General features: G+C 54.9%; 24 protein-coding genes. 12 read left to right on the plus strand and 12 right to left on the minus strand.

Annotated elements, in window-relative coordinates; translation table 11 throughout:
• Positions 1 to 2: 2 nt before the first annotated feature.
• Together FHN83_RS19910 and ampC are read left to right on the plus strand one after the other, a co-directional pair.
• Entirely contained in the window at positions 3 to 1,067 is a 1,065-nt protein-coding gene (locus FHN83_RS19910; RefSeq protein ID WP_139564716.1) for a fimbrial protein, read from the plus strand.
• A gap of 95 nt (positions 1,068 to 1,162) precedes the next feature.
• Positions 1,163 to 2,305 (plus strand): CMY2/MIR/ACT/EC family class C beta-lactamase, encoded by a 1,143-nt coding sequence (gene ampC, locus FHN83_RS19915; RefSeq protein ID WP_039032277.1) that lies wholly within the window; start codon positions 1,163 to 1,165, stop codon positions 2,303 to 2,305.
• 40 nt (positions 2,306 to 2,345) lie between these two features.
• Here ampC and FHN83_RS28640 read toward each other — a convergent pair whose 3' ends face one another.
• The 5 genes from FHN83_RS28640 to FHN83_RS19935 all read right to left on the minus strand — a co-directional run bounded on the left by FHN83_RS28640 (position 2,346) and on the right by FHN83_RS19935 (position 5,740).
• Positions 2,346 to 2,477 carry a hypothetical protein gene (locus tag FHN83_RS28640; RefSeq protein ID WP_255296443.1) on the minus strand — a complete coding sequence of 44 codons (132 nt, stop codon included), beginning with the start codon at positions 2,475 to 2,477 and terminating at the stop codon, positions 2,346 to 2,348.
• Positions 2,478 to 2,568: 91 nt separating this feature from the next.
• Positions 2,569 to 3,939 (minus strand): M24 family metallopeptidase, encoded by a 1,371-nt coding sequence (locus FHN83_RS19920; RefSeq protein ID WP_139564717.1) that lies wholly within the window; start codon positions 3,937 to 3,939, stop codon positions 2,569 to 2,571.
• Between the two features lie 25 nt (positions 3,940 to 3,964).
• Positions 3,965 to 4,201 (minus strand): DUF1272 domain-containing protein, encoded by a 237-nt coding sequence (locus FHN83_RS19925; protein ID WP_039032278.1) that lies wholly within the window; start codon positions 4,199 to 4,201, stop codon positions 3,965 to 3,967.
• A gap of 110 nt (positions 4,202 to 4,311) precedes the next feature.
• Positions 4,312 to 4,893, minus strand: coding sequence for an NTP transferase domain-containing protein (locus FHN83_RS19930; protein ID WP_139564718.1), 582 nt, complete (start codon positions 4,891 to 4,893; stop codon positions 4,312 to 4,314).
• A gap of 52 nt (positions 4,894 to 4,945) precedes the next feature.
• Complete coding sequence (locus tag FHN83_RS19935) at positions 4,946 to 5,740, minus strand: SDR family NAD(P)-dependent oxidoreductase (RefSeq protein ID WP_139564719.1); 795 nt, start codon at positions 5,738 to 5,740, stop codon at positions 4,946 to 4,948.
• Between the two features lie 207 nt (positions 5,741 to 5,947).
• On the opposite strand from FHN83_RS19935, the gene FHN83_RS19940 reads away from it, so the two are divergent.
• From FHN83_RS19940 to FHN83_RS19950, 3 genes are all read left to right on the plus strand, one after another.
• A complete protein-coding gene (locus FHN83_RS19940; protein WP_139564720.1) occupies positions 5,948 to 6,811 on the plus strand; it encodes a DMT family transporter in 864 nt (287 codons plus the stop codon).
• Between the two features lie 306 nt (positions 6,812 to 7,117).
• Positions 7,118 to 7,612 carry a molybdopterin-dependent oxidoreductase gene (locus tag FHN83_RS19945; RefSeq protein WP_138368582.1) on the plus strand — a complete coding sequence of 165 codons (495 nt, stop codon included), beginning with the start codon at positions 7,118 to 7,120 and terminating at the stop codon, positions 7,610 to 7,612.
• A gap of 17 nt (positions 7,613 to 7,629) precedes the next feature.
• Entirely contained in the window at positions 7,630 to 9,561 is a 1,932-nt protein-coding gene (locus FHN83_RS19950) for a putative bifunctional diguanylate cyclase/phosphodiesterase (protein WP_039032283.1), read from the plus strand.
• Positions 9,562 to 9,736: 175 nt separating this feature from the next.
• Here the strand turns inward: FHN83_RS19950 and FHN83_RS19955 are convergent, their stop codons facing one another.
• Complete coding sequence (locus FHN83_RS19955; RefSeq protein ID WP_139564721.1) at positions 9,737 to 10,714, minus strand: hypothetical protein; 978 nt, start codon at positions 10,712 to 10,714, stop codon at positions 9,737 to 9,739.
• 287 nt (positions 10,715 to 11,001) lie between these two features.
• Positions 11,002 to 11,886 carry an SDR family oxidoreductase gene (locus FHN83_RS19960; RefSeq protein ID WP_039032285.1) on the minus strand — a complete coding sequence of 295 codons (885 nt, stop codon included), beginning with the start codon at positions 11,884 to 11,886 and terminating at the stop codon, positions 11,002 to 11,004.
• A gap of 225 nt (positions 11,887 to 12,111) precedes the next feature.
• On the opposite strand from FHN83_RS19960, the gene FHN83_RS19965 reads away from it, so the two are divergent.
• Positions 12,112 to 12,906, plus strand: a complete 795-nt coding sequence (locus FHN83_RS19965) for an AraC family transcriptional regulator (RefSeq protein ID WP_139564722.1) — start codon at positions 12,112 to 12,114, stop codon at positions 12,904 to 12,906.
• Here the strand turns inward: FHN83_RS19965 and leuA are convergent.
• Together leuA and FHN83_RS19975 are read right to left on the minus strand one after the other, a co-directional pair.
• A complete protein-coding gene (gene leuA / locus FHN83_RS19970) occupies positions 12,858 to 14,534 on the minus strand; it encodes a 2-isopropylmalate synthase (RefSeq protein WP_139564723.1) in 1,677 nt (558 codons plus the stop codon). The genes FHN83_RS19965 and leuA overlap by 49 nt on opposite strands.
• Before the next feature lie 94 nt (positions 14,535 to 14,628).
• Positions 14,629 to 15,513, minus strand: a complete 885-nt coding sequence (locus FHN83_RS19975; protein WP_139564724.1) for a LysR substrate-binding domain-containing protein — start codon at positions 15,511 to 15,513, stop codon at positions 14,629 to 14,631.
• A 100-nt stretch (positions 15,514 to 15,613) separates the two neighbouring features.
• Here FHN83_RS19975 and FHN83_RS19980 point away from each other — a divergent pair, with 100 nt between their 5' ends.
• From FHN83_RS19980 to FHN83_RS20000, 5 genes are all read left to right on the plus strand, one after another.
• The gene (locus FHN83_RS19980; protein ID WP_138368587.1) at positions 15,614 to 15,916 is read left to right on the plus strand and encodes a carboxymuconolactone decarboxylase family protein; all 303 of its coding nucleotides are present in this window, start codon (positions 15,614 to 15,616) and stop codon (positions 15,914 to 15,916) included.
• 5 nt (positions 15,917 to 15,921) lie between these two features.
• Positions 15,922 to 16,332 carry a tautomerase family protein gene (locus FHN83_RS19985; RefSeq protein ID WP_139564725.1) on the plus strand — a complete coding sequence of 137 codons (411 nt, stop codon included), beginning with the start codon at positions 15,922 to 15,924 and terminating at the stop codon, positions 16,330 to 16,332.
• Between the two features lie 231 nt (positions 16,333 to 16,563).
• The gene (locus FHN83_RS19990) at positions 16,564 to 17,124 is read left to right on the plus strand and encodes a type IV secretion protein Rhs (protein ID WP_139564726.1); all 561 of its coding nucleotides are present in this window, start codon (positions 16,564 to 16,566) and stop codon (positions 17,122 to 17,124) included.
• On the plus strand, positions 17,121 to 17,861 hold the full coding sequence (locus FHN83_RS28250) for a putative T6SS immunity periplasmic lipoprotein (protein ID WP_176556506.1): 741 nt from the start codon (positions 17,121 to 17,123) through the stop codon (positions 17,859 to 17,861). The genes FHN83_RS19990 and FHN83_RS28250 overlap by 4 nt, the downstream gene beginning before the upstream one ends.
• A gap of 85 nt (positions 17,862 to 17,946) precedes the next feature.
• The gene (locus FHN83_RS20000) at positions 17,947 to 18,450 is read left to right on the plus strand and encodes an Hcp family type VI secretion system effector (RefSeq protein WP_139564727.1); all 504 of its coding nucleotides are present in this window, start codon (positions 17,947 to 17,949) and stop codon (positions 18,448 to 18,450) included.
• Positions 18,451 to 18,578: 128 nt separating this feature from the next.
• Here FHN83_RS20000 and catA read toward each other — a convergent pair whose 3' ends face one another.
• Positions 18,579 to 19,238 (minus strand): type A chloramphenicol O-acetyltransferase, encoded by a 660-nt coding sequence (catA, locus tag FHN83_RS20005; RefSeq protein WP_139564728.1) that lies wholly within the window; start codon positions 19,236 to 19,238, stop codon positions 18,579 to 18,581.
• An 80-nt stretch (positions 19,239 to 19,318) separates the two neighbouring features.
• Positions 19,319 to 19,789 (minus strand): winged helix-turn-helix transcriptional regulator, encoded by a 471-nt coding sequence (locus tag FHN83_RS20010; RefSeq protein ID WP_139564729.1) that lies wholly within the window; start codon positions 19,787 to 19,789, stop codon positions 19,319 to 19,321.
• Between the two features lie 146 nt (positions 19,790 to 19,935).
• On the opposite strand from FHN83_RS20010, the gene agp reads away from it, so the two are divergent.
• Positions 19,936 to 21,177 (plus strand): bifunctional glucose-1-phosphatase/inositol phosphatase, encoded by a 1,242-nt coding sequence (gene agp / locus FHN83_RS20015; protein ID WP_139564730.1) that lies wholly within the window; start codon positions 19,936 to 19,938, stop codon positions 21,175 to 21,177.
• A gap of 121 nt (positions 21,178 to 21,298) precedes the next feature.
• Here the strand turns inward: agp and FHN83_RS20020 are convergent, their stop codons facing one another.
• Complete coding sequence (locus FHN83_RS20020) at positions 21,299 to 21,526, minus strand: YccJ family protein (RefSeq protein ID WP_039032294.1); 228 nt, start codon at positions 21,524 to 21,526, stop codon at positions 21,299 to 21,301.

Below are 21,526 nucleotides of genomic sequence, written 5' to 3' on the forward strand. Positions count from 1 at the left end.
TCATGCGCTTAATGTATTTACTTCTGATAGTGGCCGGGCTGTTCAGCCCCGGCGTGTGGGCGGCAGCCTGCAACGGCGACACCGGGCAGATGACCATTAACTTTCAGAACATCAAATATCTGCCTTCGCTGCGTAATAACACCCAGATGACCAGCATCATGGCCGACAGCGGCAGCGGGTTTCGCTTCACCTGCGACCAGCAGGCCCAGCAGGCGAGTGCGTTAAGCGTCCACTATGCCCAGACGCGCACCGGGAATGAGACCTTTATCAACGGGCGGATGGTGTTTGCGTCGGCCATTCCCGGCATCGGTTACGCGCTGGGCTTCCAGTGTGACGGCGGGCCAGTTCACTACCTGGACGGCTCCGGCGTGCATGATGAAGAAGTCTGTAGCAGCAGCGAAAATCATGCCCTGCTGAATCAGGAGCATATCGTGGTGAAAGCGTTCATCACCTTCTATAAAACCGGCGACGTCAGCCTGACCAGCGGCAACCACACCAACGCGCAGCCCCTGGGGAACGTCGGCAAACTGTATGTCGGGATCCCGGGGTCAGGCACTACCGGCACCCCCATCAGCGCCGATCTGACAGCGATGAACGTGGATATCGGCTCGGCGGGCAGTTGCAACGTGACCACCCCGAGCATTTTTGTCGATCTGGGCAAGGTGAACCGCGCCGACTTTAAAGGGGTGGGGCAAACGGCGGGGACGGCAAAAACGTTTACCATTCCGGTCTATTGTTCCCAGCCCGCGACGATCAAAATTGGCTTTTTCGGCACGCCTGCCGACACCGGTGTCACCGATACCCTGGCCATCACGCAAAGCCCAACAAGCGCCAGCGGCGTAGGGGTCAAGCTGAGCTACGGCAATAATGGTTCCGGTGCGCCGTCGGCAGGCAGCAGCCTGCACATCAACGAAGCCGGAAACCTGCCGGGGCTGGGACAGGTGACCGCGACGGACGCGGCCAACGCTCAGCCTTTCCACTTCGTTGCCCAACTGGTGCAGACGGAGCCGACCGTGACGGCGGGCTGGGCAAACACCACCGCCACCTTTGCGCTGGAGTATAACTAGCCCTGTGAGCACGGGCGTCGGTTCGCGCGCCCGTTTTACATCTCCCCGTCAGGTCTGCAAAATAGCGCTCTCACTTTTCGCTAAAGATCATAACGATGAAAAAATCCCTGCTCTGTACGCTCCTCGTTTGCCTGTCCGCTTCCGCCCTTGCCGCCATCCCGGAGGAGGCGCAGGTCGCACAGGCGGTCAACCCCACCATAACCGCGCTGATGAATGCCCAGGCGATCCCGGGGATGGCCGTCGCGGTCATCTATAAGGGCCAGGCCTATTACTTTACGCAAGGGGTGGCGGATGTCGCCGGGAAAAAGCCCGTTACCCGGCAAACCCTGTTCGAGCTGGGCTCGGTGAGCAAAACCTTCACCGGGGTGCTCGGCGGCGATGCGGTGGCGCGGGGGGAGATAGCGCTCAGCGATCCGGCCAGCAAGTACTGGGACGCGCTGTCAGGCAGGCAGTGGCAGGGCATCACTCTTCTGCATCTGGCGACCTACACCGCAGGCGGTCTTCCGCTTCAGGTGCCAGAAGAGGTGACCGATGCCGCCGCGCTGAAAAAATACTACCAGACCTGGCAGCCGGAGTGGGCCCCGGGCACTCAACGCCTGTACGCCAACGCCAGTATTGGGCTGTTCGGTGCCCTGGCGGTCAAACCCTCGAAGATGAGCTTTGAGCAGGCGCTGACGAGCCGGGTGCTCAAACCCCTGAATCTTAACCATACCTGGGTGAACGTCCCGGCCAGCGAGCAGGGGAACTACGCCTGGGGCTATCGCGACGGCAAAGCGGTACACGTCTCGCCGGGCATGCTCGATGCCGAGGCCTACGGCGTGAAAACGTCCATCGTGGATATGGCGGGCTGGCTCAGGGCCAACATGCAACCAGAGAACATCAAAGACGCTTCGCTGAAGAAAGGGGTGGAAATCGCCCAGTCACGCTACTGGCAGGTGGGGGAGATGTATCAGGGGCTGGGCTGGGAGATGCTCAACTGGCCGGTCTCCTCAGCAACGCTGGAGGAGGGCGCGGATAACAAAAACGCCCTGGCCGCGCGGGAGGCCACGGCAATCACCCCCGCACAGCCGCCGGTGCAGGCCTCGTGGGTTCACAAAACCGGCTCTACCGGCGGGTTTGGCAGCTACATTGCTTTTATTCCGCAGAAGCAGCTTGGCATTGTGATGCTGGCAAACAAAAGTTATCCCAACGCCGAGCGGGTGAAAGCGGCGTACCGGATCCTGGGGGCGTTGCAGTAGCACAGGTCTGTTTTCCCGGCCCTGTGCCGGGAAAATATCATCACGGATGATCCTGAACGCCTTCCACCGTAGTCCCTCTCACCACCAGCTTCACCGGCAACAAAATGGTCGTTTCGTCGCTCTCCTGCATCACCAGTTCAAAGGTCTTGCGTGCGAGCTGCTGCTTATCCACCTATTCCCGGCTGGCGCTGCGCTTACCCGGCCTGGGAAACTTGTCCCTTGTAGGCCCGCGCAAGCCCAGCGCCGCCGGGCAAAAAACCGGCTCAGCAGGTAAACGCCTGCTCCTTCGCCAGCAGGAACGGTCGCAGATATGCCACGGTATTCGATAGCGGGATCACCTCGTCCGCCAGCCTGATATTTAATACGTCACGAATGTACGCCTTACGGGTGACGATCCGCGACCACAGGTCCGGGTATGCCGCCTGGATCTTCTCCTGCAAATCCTCGTCCGCCAGAGCGATGCTCTCCTCGGCGCTCACCCCGGTATAACCCGGCACGGAGGGGATAATATCGATCTGCAGGATCATCCCGCTCTTCAGCGTCTCGGCAGAGCCGGGGTAAATGGGCGAAGACATCCACTCTTCATCGGCGCTGAGGTGGCCCGGATTCAGATGCCAGCCATACTGCGCTTTATTAAGCACCTGCTCGATATGGGCGTACATCTCACCGCCCGGCATTCCGGTATGGATAGTTTCAAGCCAGCTGGCGACGGCGGCAAAGTAGGGTTTCGCTACCCGATCCAGATAATCGTTCTGACCCTCCGGCAACTCGCCCTCGTCGGCAATCACAAACCCGGTCCGGCTGGAAAGCCCGCCCTTAAACCCGGTGGTCATCGACAGCGGCTGACCGCGCTCCAGCTTTTTATAGGTGGGATAAAAGTTCGCCTTCTCAAAGCGCTGCCCGGCGGCGGCGATGGTGACCACGGTCTGATACTGGCCCTCTGCCGCCAGCAGCGCCCCCAGCTCAGTCTCGCGGATGCCCGGCACCACCGCGTCCATAGCTTTCAGCATGCAGGTTGAGGCCAGATTCGCGCCGTATTCATAGTGCGCAATTTCGTTCGCGTTGTTGGTGATACGCGCCCCGTTATCACCGCCGATAAACAGGTGTGTGGCGTTTTCAAGCGTTGCCGGGGTGCTGTTTTTCAGCGCCTCGACGATAAACCAGGGCAGATCGAAAAGCTGCTTATTATCCGTCCCGGACGCGGTAAACATCTTCCAGCCCACCACCCCGATTCGGCCATACGCGCTCAGGCCCGCTTCGCCAAACAGCCTCTCCAGCGAGGCCTCATTTTCCATCGGCTGGTTGGGCAGCGAGAAAAACGGGCAGTGTTTGAGCGCAACCGGAATGCGGGAATGCTTCGCCATCTTCAGGTTCTCATTGCCCAGAATCACCGTCGCCGCACCTGTTTTATCCAGGATCAACAGCCCCTCCTCGAAGCGCGGCACAAACCCGGTCAGGTACTCAAAGTTGCTTCCGTGCTCCTTATCGGCATAGATCACCAGGGCGTCATAGCCCGCCTCGTTGATGCGGGTCAGTACCCTGTTTTTACGCTCAAGCAGGGTGGCATCGGTGAGCAACACCGGGGCTACGTCGGGGAAGGTGCGCGGAGCAGGAACGGTCTGCAGCTGGATCATTATTTACCTCGTTAAGGCATGGGAGTCAGGATCGTTTTTGCGTATGCACCCGCACGGTGGAGGCAGGCGCGTTCACCAGCTTCGTCGCCGGACGCACCGGACGGCGCACCAGTTCGCCCTGGCAGTTGGGGCAGCGGTGGTTGAGATGGGTGTTGGCGCAGGCGGCGCAGAAGGTGCATTCAAAGGAGCAGATCCGGGCGTCCAGGTCATCAGGGTGCAGATCACGGTCACACCATTCGCAGTTCGGGCGAAGCTCGAGCATGGTTTTCATCCTGTTCAGTGAGTTGCGTCCTCTTCACTATGACAGAGAGTAAAAAAAACCGCGACACCCCGATCTTCGGGCGTCGCAGGGACATTTCAAATGGACCACAATCACGCTGAGCTCTTTTTAACCAGCAGTTGCAGCTTCCTGAAATCGTCCGGAGTATCGATATCAAAAATGATTTCCGGGCGTTCAAGAGACACGCTGTGATGTTTACCCTGCATTAGCGCCTGGCGCATAGTGCGGATATCCGGCCGGGCAATGGCCTGGAGCAGGCTGTTTTTATCAACCAGAACAGGGTGACCCGGCGTGCCCTGATAGTGCGGCAGGAGCGCCCCCTCGGCACGTAACGCCCACAGCTCACGGTAAACATCCCCGTGCAGGCAGGGTAGATCGCCTGTGGTGATAAAGCAGTACTCCGTCTTTACCGCCCGGGCACCGGCAATAACCGAACCCAACATCCCTTTTTCATAATCGGGATTATGAACCAGCGTCACACTTTCCTGATGGCGATACCGGGCCTGCAACGCTTCTGCGCGATAACCGGTGACAAGGATGATTCGGGAGCAAAATTGCAGTGCGTTTTCAATGCTTGCATCGAGAATCGTCCCATCCCGTAAGGGCAGCATTATTTTCCACTTCCCCATCCGGGAGGAGAGTCCTGCGGCGGTAATAATACAGTCGACCGACATTGTTTATCCCGTTGTGAAGATGAGAGGGGAAATAAAAAATATACCGCAAATTTCAGCGCGTCAGATAGCGCGGCGCCGGTTCGCCGGTCCGGGCGCTGGCAAACAGCGCCAGCCTCGCCTCTTCATAGCGCGTCCACAGCGCTTCATCGTGCATCGGCGGAATGGTAATCAGCTCACCCTGATCGAGCCCCGCCAGCGCCGCATCCACCATGTTGTCGGTGGTCATCACCGACCCGGCGGGCAGATCGTCGGCGGTGATGCCGGACAGCTCCCAGATCTCCGTGGCCGTTGCCGCCGGTAATACCGCCTGAATGCGCACCTTGCTGTCGGCAAACTCCTCCTGCAATCCACGGGTAAAGTTCAGCACCCAGGCTTTGGTGGCGCTGTAGAGCGCGCTGCCCGCCCGGGCGTGGATCGACAGTACCGAGGCGATGTTAATCAGCGTGCCGCGATTATTTTGCGCCAGTCGCGGCAGCAGAGCATACGTGAGGCGCATCAGGGCGGTGGTGTTGAGCATGTTGATCGCCTGATGTTGCGCCACGTCGCCCGCGAGGAAAGGGGCCATCTGGGCGGTACCGGCATTGTTGATCAGGGTGTCGATAGCGGTATTGCTGCGCAGGAGCTCTTCCACGGCGCGGATCCCGGTTTCATCGGTAAGATCCGCCGTCAGGGTGGCGACCTTCACCCCATAACGTTGCTCAAGCTGTTCCGCCAGCGCCAGCAGGCGCGCTTCCCGGCGGGCGACCAGCACCAGATCGTAGCCGCGCGCGGCGAGACGGTCGGCGTAGACCGCGCCGATCCCGGATGATGCACCTGTGATTAAAGCGGTGGAACGTTGCGTAGTCATCGTAATACCTCTGGGTTGTAAGATATGTGGTTTCAAAATAAAACTAAATAAAGGGTGGGGCATTTGGTTTTATAATGCAACCATTGTGCGGGGTTTTTTTGATCTTTGCGGTGGAGAAGTGAAACAGTCATCCGTGCGATTTTGCATTACAGTAAAGACAAAGAACTAAACGCCAGCCGGGTGCTGGCGATCCTCGTCAGGAAGCATATGAAAAAGCTGTTGCTGGTGCTTTTTGTGTTAACTGCCTTTGCCGCTAACTCGATTCTCTGCCGCATCGCCCTTAAACACGGCCACGCCGATCCGCAGACCTTCAGCATGCTGAGATTGCTGGGTGGAGCGGGGGTGCTGTTCGCCTGGCATCTGGCGCGCGGAAAGGTGAAAGAGATACGCTGGAAAATCATCGACGCCGTATTGCTGTGCGCCTATGTCTTGTTCTTCTCGCTGGCTTACGTTCAGCTCAATACGGCGACAGGCGCATTGCTGCTGTTTGGCGCAGTTCAGGTCTGCATGATTGGCTGGGGCGTGATAAAAGGCGAGAAACTGAGCGGGGTTAAGGCCTGCGGTATTCTTATTGCCGTTGGTGGGATCGTTACGCTTCTGTTGCCCGGCGCCACTGCGCCTCCTCTGTTTGCGGCCATTACCATGGTGGCCTCTGGCATGGCGTGGGGAGCCTATTCCGTGCGCGGTAAAAATATCAAAGCGCCAGCAGGCACGACGGCGGGGAATTTCATTCTCGGCTTACCGGTCATTCTGGTCTGGAGCCTGATACGACAGGCACCCGTGCAGATTGATGCCAGCGGCATCCTTCTTGCGCTGCTGTCTGGCGGGCTGGCTTCCGGCGTGGCCTATGTGCTCTGGTATGCCCTGGTCGCCACCCTCTCTTCGGCCACCGCCAGCACACTGCAACTGAGCGTGCCCTGTATTGCCGCCGCAGGCGGGGGGTTATTTCTCGGGGAAGTGCCGGATATAAGAATGGTGATTTGCACGCTGGTGGTGCTGGCGGGGATAGCGATGGTTATCGCTGCCGATCGCAAACAGCGCGAAAAGGTTAAGCGAAATGATTTCAGATAAGGAAGAGAGTCCCCAACTTCCCGGCCCATACAAACAAAAATTAAACCTTTATATTGTTGTGTGTTTAATTGCATTAAATAAGCGCGTGGCTTATTTTTTGTACAGACAGAATAAAATCTGGCGTAATTCAAATAACAGTGCAGATTTTACTTAATCGTTTTAAAAAATAGAAAAATTTAACCTATTGATTTTAATGAGTTATAATGTGAATGTTCTTAGTGCGTCAATAATAGCCAGGTCGCATATATAAATAGCATGTTAACTAAATTATAATTCCGTAAAATCCGGTAGAAAGGGGAGGTCAGTATGCGGTTAATTGTCATGTTGTTGAGCCTGGTGGTCGCCACCCAGGTCTGGGCGGGTGAACTTCCCAAACCTGAAGGCAAAGTCCTTTTAACCCTCTCCGGTAATATTCAAAATACGAATGCAGACGGGAAAGCCGTTTTTGATATCGCCAGCCTTGAGAAACTGGGCCTGGTCAGTTTCCAGACCACTTCTCCCTGGTACAATGGGCGTACAACCTTTACGGGCGTTCCGCTACGAAAGCTCATGGAGTATGTTGGCGCCAAAGGTTCTATCGTTAAGGTCATTGCGCTCAATGACTATACTACCGTTATCCCTCTCAATGACTTCAATAAATACAATGTTATTCTTGCCTTAAAAGTCAACGGCGAATATATGCGTATCCGTGACAAAGGCCCGTTATTCATTGTGTATCCATATGACAGCATGCCCGAGCTGAATAGTCAGATTTTTTATTCAAGATCAGCATGGCAGGTCAGCAAAATGAATATTGAGTAGGAGTTCAGACGCGCATCATGAACAGGATACTGGCGGGCATCATTTTTTTCCTATTTATCTCTACTGGATACATCTCTTTCCTTGTACATGAAAGGCAGCAAGAGTTACAAAAACTGACTCACTACACGGATTCATGGTCTGCGGCCCAGCTGGTATCGGAGTATTATCGTTTCGAATCAACGCTGGGTCTTTATGCAAATCAAAGCGAAGCCCTGACCATCGATGATGTGCGCCTGCGTCTGGACATTATGCTCAGCCAGAGTGGTTTGATGAAAGAAGGGGATCTTGGGCGTTATATTGCCAGCAATAAGGCCCACCATGAACTCGCTTTAAATGTCGAAAACATCCTCAAATATCTTGATGCTCATCTTGAGAGGATGGACCGTTCAGAGATCCAGGTCTATCTGGACAAAATGCATACGCTTGATGCCCCCCTTAGCCACCTTTCCTCCAGTGCACTGGATAATGACGTTAACTCGATAAACAGAGCTAACCTGAAAATACAGACGCTTTACTATATTTATTCGGCTGCTTCATTACTGCTGATCATTTTGAGCGGCATCCTTGGCGTGATGATATTCTTTCAAAACAGGAATATTCTTAAAGCGCACCTTCAGGTTAAAAGCCTTGCTGAAGAATTACAGAAATCCAAAGAAAAACTGCAAATCCAGAATACGCAGCTGGAATATGACGTCTACCATGACTCCCTGACCGGGATGAATAACCGTCAGCTTTTCTGGGAAAACATTAAAAAAGTCATCCAGACCGCCGAGAAAAACGGTGAATCTGTGGCGGTGATGCTGTTCGACCTGGATCGCTTCAAGGAGATCAATGACACCTATGGTCACGATGTCGGCGATATGTTACTTCGTCAGATATCCGACCGTCTGGTTTCCATGAGCCTGACCGCCGATACGCTTTATCGCCTGGGTGGCGATGAGTTTGCGTTTCTTTCAAGTGGCCTGACGGAGAGCAGTGCCGTTTCACGAGCCCGACAGATTTGCGCGTCTATCAACCAGCCGTACACCATCTATAACACCATCATCAATATCGCCACCTGCGTGGGTATTGTTATCTCAGACACCGAACGACGCTCCGATTATCTGTATAAATTCGCCGATCTGGCCCTGTATGAGGCCAAAAGTGAAGGCCCGGGTAAGATAAAAGTGTTCCGGCCATTTATGCTGCAAAAGCTGCAGGAAAGCCGGACCCTGGAACACGATCTGGCGATGGCGTTAGCGAATAAAGAGTTCGTGGTGTATTACCAGCCTATCGTCGATTCATTCACCCGGGAAATCTACAGCTATGAAGCCCTTATTCGCTGGATACACCCGTTAAAAGGGCTCCTGTCGCCTGACACTTTTGTACCTGCCGCTGAAAAAACAGGCATGATCAACGAGATGGGTAAATATGTGCTGGAGATTGCCTGCCGGGAAGCGGCGACCTGGGCGGTGCCGGCAAAAATTTCCGTGAATGTCTCGCCAATCCAGTTGAGCAGCAAAGCCTTTGCCGGGATCGTGCTCTCTATTCTGGAAGAGAGTGGGCTGTCGGCCGATCGCCTTGAGCTGGAAGTGACCGAGTCCTCTCTCTTTACCGAGAACGATACGCCGCTGAAGACGCTCAATAAGCTCAGAGCCCGGGGCGTGCAAATTTCTATTGATGATTTTGGGACTGGATACTCTTCGCTTTCCCGTCTGAGTAAGCTCGCCTTCGATAAAATAAAAATAGATAAATCCTTCGTACATTCGATATCCACCCAGGATGATGCCCTGAATATCATCAGGCTCATCACCGGCATGGCGAAGTCCCTCAATATGAAGGCGGTTGCAGAAGGGGTTGAAACTCAGGAGCAGCTGGAAAGGCTTCAGGCGCTGGGTTGCGATCTTGCCCAGGGCTATCTGTTCGGGAAACCTCAGCCGGGCATCGCCGGCAGGATCCGCAACGGTTAAACGATAAAATGGACAGGATGCTTGTAGCTAAAAACATAAATGCCCTTGCGGGCATTTATGTTCAGGCGGCGGCTGTTAGTGGAAGAACAGCGCAATCAGAATAATGATTGGGATAGGAACGCCTAAAAAGAACAGTAATAGTGAGCGCATTTTAAACCTCCTGCTTAATTAAAAATTATAAGTCACGTTGACGGCCACCGTAGGTCGCACACAGGCTGGCGACGAAAGCACCGGCCAGCAGTGAGATGAATGTCCAGAGCATCAGGTAGCTTGTGGCTTTACGTGCAGCATCAGCGGCTTGCTGCGCTTTCTCCTTGGTTTCTTTTAGTTTGGCCTGGGCTTTGTCATAGGTGGCCTGTACACGCTGTTCAGCTTCTTGCTGACTGATGCCGGTCTTCTGCGCAATCAGCTGGGCGACATACTGACGATCTTCTGCAGGTAACGCCCCGGTGCTAATGCTGTTAGCAAAAATACCGGTCACTTCGCTTAGCTGGGCAGGGGTCAAATCCTGGCCAGGCGCGGCTGGCGTTGCCGGAGCAGGAGCCGCGGCAGGGTCTGTCGGTGCCGCAGGTGCTGGAGCCGCATTTCCTCTGAACATCGAATTCACGAAATAGTCCATTGGATTACCAGGTGCGCCAGACGAAGCGTTCGCCATACCCGCAGCGCCCGCCGCTGTAGCCGTCGCAGCACCACCGGCAACGGTACCCACAACCTTAGCCCCGCCGCCAATAATGGCGCCTACGGTGCTGGTTAACAGCGCAGCCGAAACCAGCGCAGCCACCGCCCATGTCAAAAATCCGTGGGCCGTATCGCGGAAATAAACTTCATCCGTGTGTACATCAACCCATTTGGTGCGCAGTCGCCCGGCTAAATAACCCCCCATGCCCGACGCCACGATTTGGGTGAACGTCAGCCAGGCTATGGCTGCGATGCCCACCGTCCCGGCGTCGAGTCCGCGGCTCTCCCAGGGCGAGATGGACGTCAGGCCCAGACCTGCGCCCAGCATCAGCAAAATCAGCGACAGGGATGCGGCGGCGGCCGCGCCGGCAAAGATGGCACCCCAGGATACGGCGCTACTGCTCGCGGCAGGCACGGGCAGACGCGTATCGGGATACGTAGTGTTAACCGTAGCGTGTTCGTGAATGTGAGTCATAGCTGTTGCCCTTTAATTAATATGCGTTCGGAAACAGGAACCGATTGAAAAACAGGAAACATTATCAACTTCAACATTTAAGCCCTTTAAGAGCCAGAGGATGTCATTTTTAACAAATTAGACTTTCAAGCTTAAAGGAATAAAAAAACGAAAATTAACGATCTAATAATAGTTGATAATTTTACGCCGGACGGCTTTTGAAATTTTAAAATCCATTACCGCTTCGAATAATGGATTTATAATAAGTCCGCCAGCCGTCAGGCAGGTCAAAAATAAAGACAACAGAATCAGGCTACGCCGGTACCACCGTCTGAGCACCAGACCTGACCGGAGGCATAAGAGCACTCTTCAGACGCGAGCAGAACATAAAGCGGCGCGATCTCCACGGGCTGACCCGGTCTGCCCAGCGGCGTATCTTCCCCGAACTGCTGCACCTTCTCCTGCGGCTGACCGCCGCTTGATTGCAACGGGGTCCAGTAAGGGCCCGGTGCCACGGCATTCACCCGAATACCTTTCGGTCCAAGCTGTTTCGCCAGTGATTTGGTAAAGGCCACGTTACAGGCTTTGGTCTGGGCATAATCCAGCAGGATCTCGCTCGGCTTAAACGCCTGAACCGAAGAGGTATTGATAATGACGGCACCTTCCGACAGGTGACGCACGGCCGCGCGGGTGATCCAGAACGGCGCATACACATTGGTTTTGAACGTCGCGTCGAAAGCGGCGGTGGTCAGATCTTCAATGGACTCGCAGAACTGCTGTCTGCCCGCGTTATTGACTAAAATATCGAGGCCGCCCAGTTCAGTGACGGCGCGCTCAACCAGCGTCTCACAGAACGATTCCACGCGAATATCGCCCGGGATCGCTACGGCCTTACGTCCTTCCGCCTGAATCAGGGCAATAACCGCTGCGGCGTCAGATTCTTCTTCCGGCAGATAGCCAATAGCCACATCGGCACCTTCACGGGCATAGGCGATTGCCACGGCGCGGCCAATACCGGAATCACCACCGGTAATAAGCGCTTTTTTACCTGCGAGTCGACCCGAGCCGGTATAACTGGTTTCGCCATGATCGGGGATTGGCTTCATCTCTGATGCCAGTCCTGGCATTTGTTGCGGTTGTTCCACAAATGGGGGTTGTGGGTAGTTTTTTGAAGTGGTGTTTCCTGATGTCATCCCGACCTCCTTAGTCAATGAATTTAAAGCGTAGCCACTGTGACGCAACGCACCTTTATGCAGGACATAATTCGGATTATTCTTCTTCTGGATATATTTTTGCGTTTTTCTGAATATGTCATATGAGGAAGCAGGGTGTTATTTTCCTGGAAAGGAATGCATAAGCTGACGTATAAAAAAGCCACGCTCATCGAGCATCAAAATAAATCATCCACGAGTTAACCTGTGACCACACAAACACAATTCAGCTTTACTACCCGGCCGCTGGTGCCGTTTGCCCACGATTACACCCACGGCGCAACGGAGCCGTGGCACAGCCACGACTGCGCGCAGCTGCTGCACACTCTGAGCGGGGTGGTGCGGGTGGAGACCGGGCAGGGGTTCTGGATTGTGCCGCCGGGGCGGGGCGTCTGGCTGCCTGCCGGGACCCAACATCGGCTGCTGATCACCGGCAACGTGGCGGCGCGGACGCTGTTTATCGATCCCTTTGCCCGGGCGGATTTACCTTCGGTGTGCCAGGTGGTGCAGATATCCACCCTGCTTCGCGAGCTGATCATCGCCTCGCTGCACCTGCCGGAAAGCTACGGTGCAGGCAGTCGGGCGGAGCGCATCTACGAGCTGATCCTCGATGAGATCCGGGGGATTAGCGTGCTGCCGTTTAACCTTCCTGAACCTCAGGCGCCCGCGCTGCTGGCACTCTGCCGCCGGATCCAGGCCGAGCCGGGAACAAAGTGGACAACGATGTTCGCAGCAAAAACGCTCAATATCAGCGAACGCACCCTGCTGCGGCACTTTCGCCAGCAGACCGGGCTGGCGTTCAGCGAATGGCTGCGCAGGGCGCGGCTGATGGAGGCGATGAACCGACTGGCGCAGGGTCAGTCGGTGCTTCGGGTGGCGCTGGACCTCGGTTATGAGAGCCACAGCGCCTTTAGCGCGATGTTTCGCCGCACGCTCGGGGTGGCACCGAGCGACTACTTCCCGCCCGGGGCGCTCTCCGGCAATGCGTTCAGCAAGGCCTGAAGCGACGCCCGGGAAACGTCGTTGTCGATGCCCGTCCCCCAGCGGCTTTCACCCTGCTTAAAGCTGCAGCGGATATAGGCCGCCGAGCGGCTTTCGCTGCATCGGCCAAGCGTATGCTCGTGATAGTCCTCAATAGCGAAGGTCAGACTGAAGCAGGCTTTCATCGCGCTGGCGGCGGCTGAGAGCAGGCCGTTGCCTTTCCCCTCCAGAGTCACAACGCCTTCCGCAGTCTGGACGCGGGCCCACAGCGCCAGCCCGCCATCAGCCTGGCTCTCGGTGCGGTAATCCAGCAGCTGCCGAGGGGCGAGCTGATGCGGCCCGTACAGCTCACGGTACAGCTGCCACAGGGCGCTCAGCGTCATCTCGGTGCCTTCCCGGTCGGTATGCGCCTGAACGTGGCGGCTAAAGTCCTGCTGCAGGGCGCGGGGCAGCACCAGGCCATGATTTTGCTCCAGCATCCAGGCCGCACCGCTTTTCCCGGACTGGCTGTTGACGCGGATCACCGCCTCATAGCTACAGCCGATATCCTCCGGGTCGACCGGAAGATAAGGCATCTCCCAGCGCGGAGAGGTGGACTGTTCCCGGGCGTGAAAGCCCTTTTTGATGGCGTCCTGATGTGAGCCAGAGAAGGCGGTAAAGGCCAGCTTCCCGGCGTAAGGATGGCGGGGATGCACCGGCAACTGGTTGCACTGCTCCACCAGCTCCACCACCTGCTTCATGTCGCTGAAATCCAGCTCAGGCGGGACGCCCTGGCTGTAAAGGTTCATCGCCAGCGTCACCAGGCAGACGTTCCCGGTGCGCTCCCCGTTGCCGAACAGGCAACCTTCAACCCGGTCAGCGCCTGCCAGCAGGGCCAGTTCGGCACTGGCGACGCCGCTGCCGCGATCGTTATGGGGATGGACGCTGATGCAGACGTCTTCCCGACGGGAAAAGTGACGGCAGAAATACTCGATCTGATCGGCATACACGTTGGGTGTATTCACCTCAACCGTCGCGGGCAGGTTGATAATCATCGGCCGTTCGGCAGAGGGCTCCCAGACATCGGCTACCGCCTCGCAGATTTGCAGGGCGAATTCCGGCTCGGTGAAGCAAAAGGTTTCCGGCGAGTATTCGTACGTCCAGTGCGTCTGCGGGTTGGCCTCGCACAACGCGCGTATCTGGCGCGTGGCGCTGACGGCCAGCTGGACAATCTCCTCCTTGCTCTGGCGAAATACCAGCTCGCGGAACAGCGGCGCGGTGGCGTTATAGAGATGCACCATGGCGCGTTTTACGCCGTCCAGCGACGCGAAGGTGCGCTCAATCAGATCCCTGCGGGCCTGGGTGAGCACCTGAATGGTGACGTCATCCGGAATGCGCTGCTCCTCAATCAGCTGGCGCACAAACTGAAAGTCCGTTTCGGAGGCGGAGGGGAAAGCCACCTCGATCTCCTTAAAGCCGCATTTGAGCAGCTGCTCCCAGAAGCGCAGCTTGCGGGGGATATCCATCGGCTCGGCCAGCGCCTGATTGCCGTCGCGGAGATCGGTAGAGAGCCAGCGCGGGGCGTGGGTCAGCGTCTTATCCGGCCACTGGCGGTCGGGTAAGGAAATCGGGGTATAGGCCGCGTACTTTTGCGAGGGATTGCGCAACATAGTGATTCTCCAGGTGATGTCGTGTTTTCATCCTGGCGAATAACGGGGAAGGGTACTGGCGCAAAACTGACAACCTGTGGCGAGGATCCGCCATTTACGTCACTGCACGCAGGGCCTGCTCCATCAGCTGGGCCAGCAGCATCTGCGCGCGCTGCTGTGACTCGCTCCCGTGCTGCTGCTCCAGCGTAATCCCCAGCCTGCCCGGCGCGGGCAGCTCGCTTCCCGTCACCTGCAGCCTGGGCGGCATCCCGATCCGGGTGCGCAGCGTCACGCCGAGCCCGGCCTGCACTGCCGCCCAGATCCCGCTCAGGCTGTGGCTGACAAACTCCACCCGCCAGGGGATGCCCGCCCGGTTCAGGCAGTCGATGGCGTGGGAGCGCATCAGGCAGGGGCTGTCGAACATCACCAGCGGCAGAGGCTCGCCCCGGGCCAGCAGACTGACGATGTCCATCTCCGGGGGCTGGATCCACACCAGCTGGCTCTGGCCGATCGCTGTGCCCTTGCGCGGTTCGCTCTCGTTCTGCCACAGCAGCACCATATCAAGGGCGTTATCATCAAAGGCGTTGAGCAGCGCCCGGTTGCGATCCACCCGGGCAACGATCCGTACCCCCGGATGGTGGCGTCTGAATTCCCCCAGGATCCCCGGCATCAGCGACTCGCCAAAATCCTCCTGCATGCCGATGCGGATCTCCTCCTGCAACCGTTCGCCCTTCAGCGCAAATTGCACTTCGTCGTTCAGCGCCAGCATGCGGCGGGCGTACCCCATGACGATCTCGCCGTTGCGGGTCAGCGTCAGGCCACGGCCTTTTTTCATCACCAGCTCTGCGCCGCACTGCTGCTCCAGCTTTTTGAGCTGGGCGCTTACCGCCGAGGTGGAGCGGCAGAGGTGGGTAGCGGCCAGGGCAAAGCTGCCGCACTCAATGCCGGTAACAAAACTGCGCAGTGCGTCGAGGTCGAGCGTCGGGGGAAGCTTGTTCATAATCGTCCTGAAATGCGGGATGGTGCGCCGCATATAATTTGATTTTCAGGATGAAAATATGACGCCAGAATCGCCTTACTGTCAATGCGGAGAGAACACGATGGCGAAATCACTCACTTCTGAAACCCTGAGCCACGTCGCGCCGAAACTGGCCGAGCTGAGCCAGGAGGTGCTTTTCAATGATATCTGGAAACGCGACGCGCTCTCCCCGCGCGATCGCAGCCTGATTACTCTCGGTGCCCTGACGGCGCTGGGCCGGGTACAGCAGCTGCCCTGGCATATCGACTTCGCGCAGCAAAACGGCCTGAGCCGGGACGAAATCACCGAAGTCTTTACCCATCTGGCGTTCTACGCCGGCTGGCCTGCGGCGGTCTCCGCCCTCGGCTGCCTGGAAGAGGAGTGATCCCGATGCCCTTCACCCGTATTTCCCTGCGTCCGGGATACAGCGACGCACAGATAGCGCAGATCTCCGACATCCTACAGCAGTGCCTGGAGGCAGAATTCGCGGTTCCGCCGGGGGATCGCTTCCAGATTTTTGAGAAGATCCCGGCCACGCGGCACCTGTTCGACCGGCACTATAAAAGCGGCGGGCGCAGCGACAATTTTATTCAGTTTCACATTCTGGCGGGCAAGCCCCGCTCGTTTGCGCAGAAGCAGAACCTCTGCCGCAGGCTGTGTGAAGAGTTGCACCGGGCGCTGAATATTCATCCGGATGACGTTATGGTGATGATCCAGTTCAACACCGCCGATGAGTGGAGCTTCAGCCAGGGACGAATGCTGTCGGAGGAGGGGTTTTCGCATCGACTACATGGCGAGTGAATTTATGAATCAATTGCCGCCATTGTTAAGGCTTTTTATTACGCGTCCGTTTTACTGGCGCGTTTTTTTTCGTGTCATAAATTTTGAATATAAGATAGACGGTTGAATGTGTTATTTAAATACATTCCTGAATGATTTCTTATATTTAATTTAATGTATGAAGTGCCCCGGAAGTGATTGCCTGAGTGATATACATTTTTCGTTCGAATACTATTCTCAAGGCATGACGATATGTATTATCCAGAGTCTGTAAGATGGCCGAAAACGGAAGAGGGCGGGTTGAGGCGCTTAAGGCTCGGCGAGATCAACTTAGCCAGTACACTATACGGTTACAGCATTCATTATCATAAGGTCTGGATCCATCGCGAAAGTTATCTTCCATTTAATCTGCAAGATCCCGACCGGGCTATGGCCCCAAATGGTGAAATGTGGTTTCGGTCAGAAAAATATGAACATGATTTTTCTGCGACCGCAGATGGAAAAAGACCTAAAGCACAGCATCTTTTCCTGCATGAAATGATGCATGTCTGGCAGCACCAGCGCGGCATGTGGGTTCGAATGCGCGGTGCATTTTCATGGATGGCGAATTATACCTACAGCCTGGATAAGGCAAACCTGCTCGATTACGGTCTGGAGCAGCAGGCCTCTATTGTGAGCGATTACTGGTTATTGAAACATTATGGATTTCAGGGCAACGAATATCTACATGATTACAGCGATTACGATCCCTCAGAACCCTTTTTGGCATTAATGCGTAAATATGAAAAGGTATTAGGGAGTTTTCCAGGATGAAAACGTTATTTATTATTCCTTTGATCGTCTTACTCACGGGATGCCCCGGTAAAGGAAAAGAGGGTGCCCAATACGGAGAAAGGAGAGCTATCTATATTGAGGGCGATCGCATCTGCTTTACACTGGATAAAAAGGATGTACTTGAAAGCTACAGTCTGGTAACCAGTCGGAATGTGTCTTATGAATTAATCAATAACTATTCCTCAAAGTTGCGTTACCCTGACACTTGCTTTACCGTTAATTTGGAAAAAGCAGTTGTCTACGGGGTAGACTATATAATAAACCAAAAAATTTATTATTACTCTTTCATCATTGATAATGACGGGCAGATCCTGGATTTAGGTGGAAGTGCCGTATGCCCTTATCCGAGTAAGGTTTCTGAAAAATCATGCATGAACAGAGAAAATCAAAACCTTCATTTTGGGAAAATGAGGGGGGTATTTATTGACGGGAATCGCGTCTGCTTTAGTGTTAATAAAAAGCAAGTGCTTGGGAATTATGAGTTTTCGTCTGTAGGTAAAGTAAAGAAAATATTGTTAAGTGGTCGTTCAACGCAACTCTCTTATCCGGAGAGCTGCTTTATGGTTGCTTTAGAATATGGTGTCATCTATAGGTTGAATTATACATTAGATAATAATAACTATTATGATGTTTTTATTATAGATAGTTCCGGTAGTATTAAATATTTATGGTGGGATTCAGGGTGTCAGTATATGAGCATTATTCCCTGGAAATGAACGACGCCAATAATGGGGTATGAGGCAGCTACGCCTTCTTTCCCTAAACCAAAAAAACTATCTTAAGTCCAAGGAGTAATTAACCATGTCATTACCTGCCTACCTGTTTCTTTATGATGAAAATGGGATGTTATTAAACGGCGGAAGCCTTGCTCTGGGCCGTGAAGGCGCGGTTGAAGTGATGAGTAGCAGCTATGGCGTCAGCCAACCGGTTGACACGCACACCGGGAGAATGACAGGTACCAGACAGCATGCGCCATACATTATCCATAAACAGGTGAATAAACTGTCTCCTTATCTTGCTATCTGTATTTGTGAGGGGCGGCGACTGCAAAAAGCTGAAATCAAATATTATGAAATCAACGCTGCGGGTATCGAGCGGGAAATCTATCGGGTCACTTTGGAAGGTGTTGTCATCATGTCTGTAAATGCCAATCATACGTATATTCCGGGCACCAATAGCCACAATATGATTGAAACTGTTAGTTTATGTTATAACAGCATTGAGTGGTATTATCTGGACGGCGTAATTAAATATTCTGACGCCTGGTCTAAGCCTGCGCCACAGCAGCAACAAGCTGGTCAATAAAACGAGTATGTGCGCTGGGTTCGTTGCACTAGAAAGCGGGGCAGTAAAGCATATAATAGCCATCTTTCCCGCTCACTCCACGTATAAAGATCTTGAAGACCTAAAGCGCATCACGCATTGCGTGACGCTCACTGGTGCCGTAAGTCGTCACACATCTCCTGTAACTCATTAAACAGTCTTGCCGCATGGAAACCGTCGCACACCGAATGGTGGATCTGAATAGCGAGGGGCAACAATACTTTTCCATCCTGGTTGTAATATTTTCCAAAGGTGAACATCGGCGAGAAAAAGTTCTGCATTTTCGCAATGTTCATATTGAAGTTGGTAAAGGTTACCCAGGGAATCGACGATACGAAAAATATATTCTCCGGTGATTCTCCTTTAGGCCAATAAGCAAGGTTATTACCATAGCGAGCAACGTCTTCTGAATAAACTTCCTGGAAGTGCTGAAGATTGCCATCATACTGACTCCATAATGATGAAAAGGTCTCGGTTTCATTATGGAAAATGGTATAGCTGGGATGCACTTCATTCCAGATGACAAGCTCATTGTTTTTCATGGCCATGCGAAACTCCGCATGCCTGTTCACAATTTTAGCGAGGAGGGAAATAATCGTCGGGTAAAACTTCCAGCCAACCTCTTTGATATGTTTTAGCAGCGCGGTAATGTCCACCAGAACCGTCTGGTTAATTGAGCATTCAGCAAAGGACTGGAATACCTCAAAATGCTCTTTCCTTGCCCAGGTTGATAAGTCAACAGGTGTATATTCTGGCGTTATTTTTTTCATTTTTAACCTTTGTCCGGCAGTGATATATCAGACAGTAGTCTGAGCGTTGTCGTGCTTTATGCAGGTGATTTTCGAAATATCTAATCTGCTGAGTGAGAGGACTCCTCCAGCGCCGGATATTTCGCCACCACCTCATCCGGCCCCAGTTCCCGTCCATCGCTTGCGATCATCGTTAGCCTGCGCAGGGGCTGGCGATCCCGCGCGTCTACCAGCACGGTTCCCGTACCGCCCTCGGCGAACAGGTGCGCGTTCCCCCATTGCGAGAGCGCCAGCAGCACGGTTTGCAGATCGCGGCCTTTTTCGGTCAGCACATACTCCTGCCAGGCGCTGCCGTCGGAAGCGGGTTGCAGCTCCAGGATGCCTTCGTCCACCAGCAACTTCAACCGGGTTGCCAGCATGTTCTTCGCAATGCCGAGGCTTTTCTGAAACTCACCAAAACGCGTAACGCCACTCAGGGCATCGCGCACGATCAGCAGGGACCACCAGTCGCCGATAATATCCAGCGAGCGGGCAACAGGGCAGGGACTCTCTTCCAGACGGGTACGTTTCACGGTGTCTCCTTATTAGCGGTAAGTTTAATTATAAAACCAATCTGCTCCAACGTACAAAGCAAGCCGTCACTTTGCGGGCAGGCTCCAGGTAATTCGTCACAAATCTGTCACACTGTTAACAACAATAAACACGTGAGGAATTAGGGATGAGAAAAGCACTACTCGCTGTCGCCGTGGCGGGCAGCATCGGATTGTCTTGTGGCGTTCAGGCGCAAACCGCGCCGGAAGGGTATCAGCTGGAACAGGTTCTGATCATGAGCCGCCATAACCTGCGTGCGCCGCTGGCTAATAACGGCAGCGTGCTAGAACAGTCGACGCCGGAAAAATGGCCGGAGTGGGATGTGCCCGGCGGGCAGCTCACCACCAAAGGGGGCGTGCTGGAGGTCTATATGGGCCACTACATGCGCGAGTGGCTGGCTGAGCAGGGCCTGGTGACCGCCGGGGAGTGTCCTGCGGCGAACAGCGTCTATGCCTATGCCAACAGCCTCCAGCGCACGGTGGCGACCGCGCAATTCTTCATTACCGGCGCCTTCCCGGGCTGCGATGTGCCGGTGCACCATCAGGAACAGATGGGCACCATGGACCCAACCTTCAATCCGGTGATCACCGACAACTCGCCGGAATTCCGCGAGAAAGCGCTGCAGGCGATGAATAAAGAGCGCGCCGGAATGCAGCTTGATGAGAGCTACAAGCTGCTGGAGCAGATGACCGACTACGACCAGTCGCCGTCCTGCAAAGAGAAACAGGTCTGCTCCCTGACGGAGGCGAAAGACACCTACAGCGCCGAATACCAGAAAGAGCCCGGCGTCTCCGGTCCGCTGAAGGTAGGGAACTCGCTGGTGGACGCCTTCACGTTGCAGTATTACGAAGGCTTCCCGATGGATCAGGTGGCCTGGGGCGAGATCAAAACCGACCAGCAGTGGCGGGTGCTCTCTCAGCTGAAAAACGGCTATCAGGATTCGCTCTTCACCTCCGCGGAGGTGGCGCGTAACGTGGCGAAACCGCTGGTGAAATACATCGACAACGCGCTGGTCACCGACCAGGCGAAAGCGCCGAAAATCACCGTGCTGGTCGGGCATGACTCCAACATTGCCTCTCTGCTGAAGGCCCTCGATTTTAAACCCTATCAGCTACACGGCCAGTATGAGCGCACGCCAATCGGCGGCAAGATCGTCTTCCAGCGCTGGCACGACAAGAGCGGCAACCGCGACCTGATGAAAATTGAGTATGTTTACCAGAGCACGGAGCAACTGCGAAATGCCCAGGTGCTGACGTTAGAAGCCCCGGCGCAGCGCGTCACCCTGGAACTGAACGGCTGTCCGGTGGATGCGAATGGGTTCTGCCCGGTGGAGACGTTTAACACGGTGCTGAATACGGCGGCGAAGTAAGGGGATTTCCTCTCCCTTGAGGGAGAGGAAACAAAGCGTCGGGTGGCGCGTTGCTTACCCGACCTACAGGACCTCATCCCGTAGGCCTGATAAGCGTAGCGCCATCAGGCGCCGCATGCGGTCAGACGTTTTTACGTTCGATGGTCTGCTCGCCCCAGAACAGCGAGTCTTTGTCGGTTTTTTCGAAGGCTAACATCAGCACCTCATCATTACCTTCTTCCCAGATTTTCTCTGCCAGTTTTTCGTCATATTTTGCGACTTCAAAAATCGCCTCGGCGATCTCCGGTGACGTATTACGTAAGCGCGCAAATTCCCCGACGCGATGTGCTTTAGCTTCTTGTGTTGGCAT

This window comes from Leclercia adecarboxylata (assembly GCF_006171285.1).
Lineage (GTDB): Bacteria > Pseudomonadota > Gammaproteobacteria > Enterobacterales > Enterobacteriaceae > Enterobacter > Enterobacter barmai.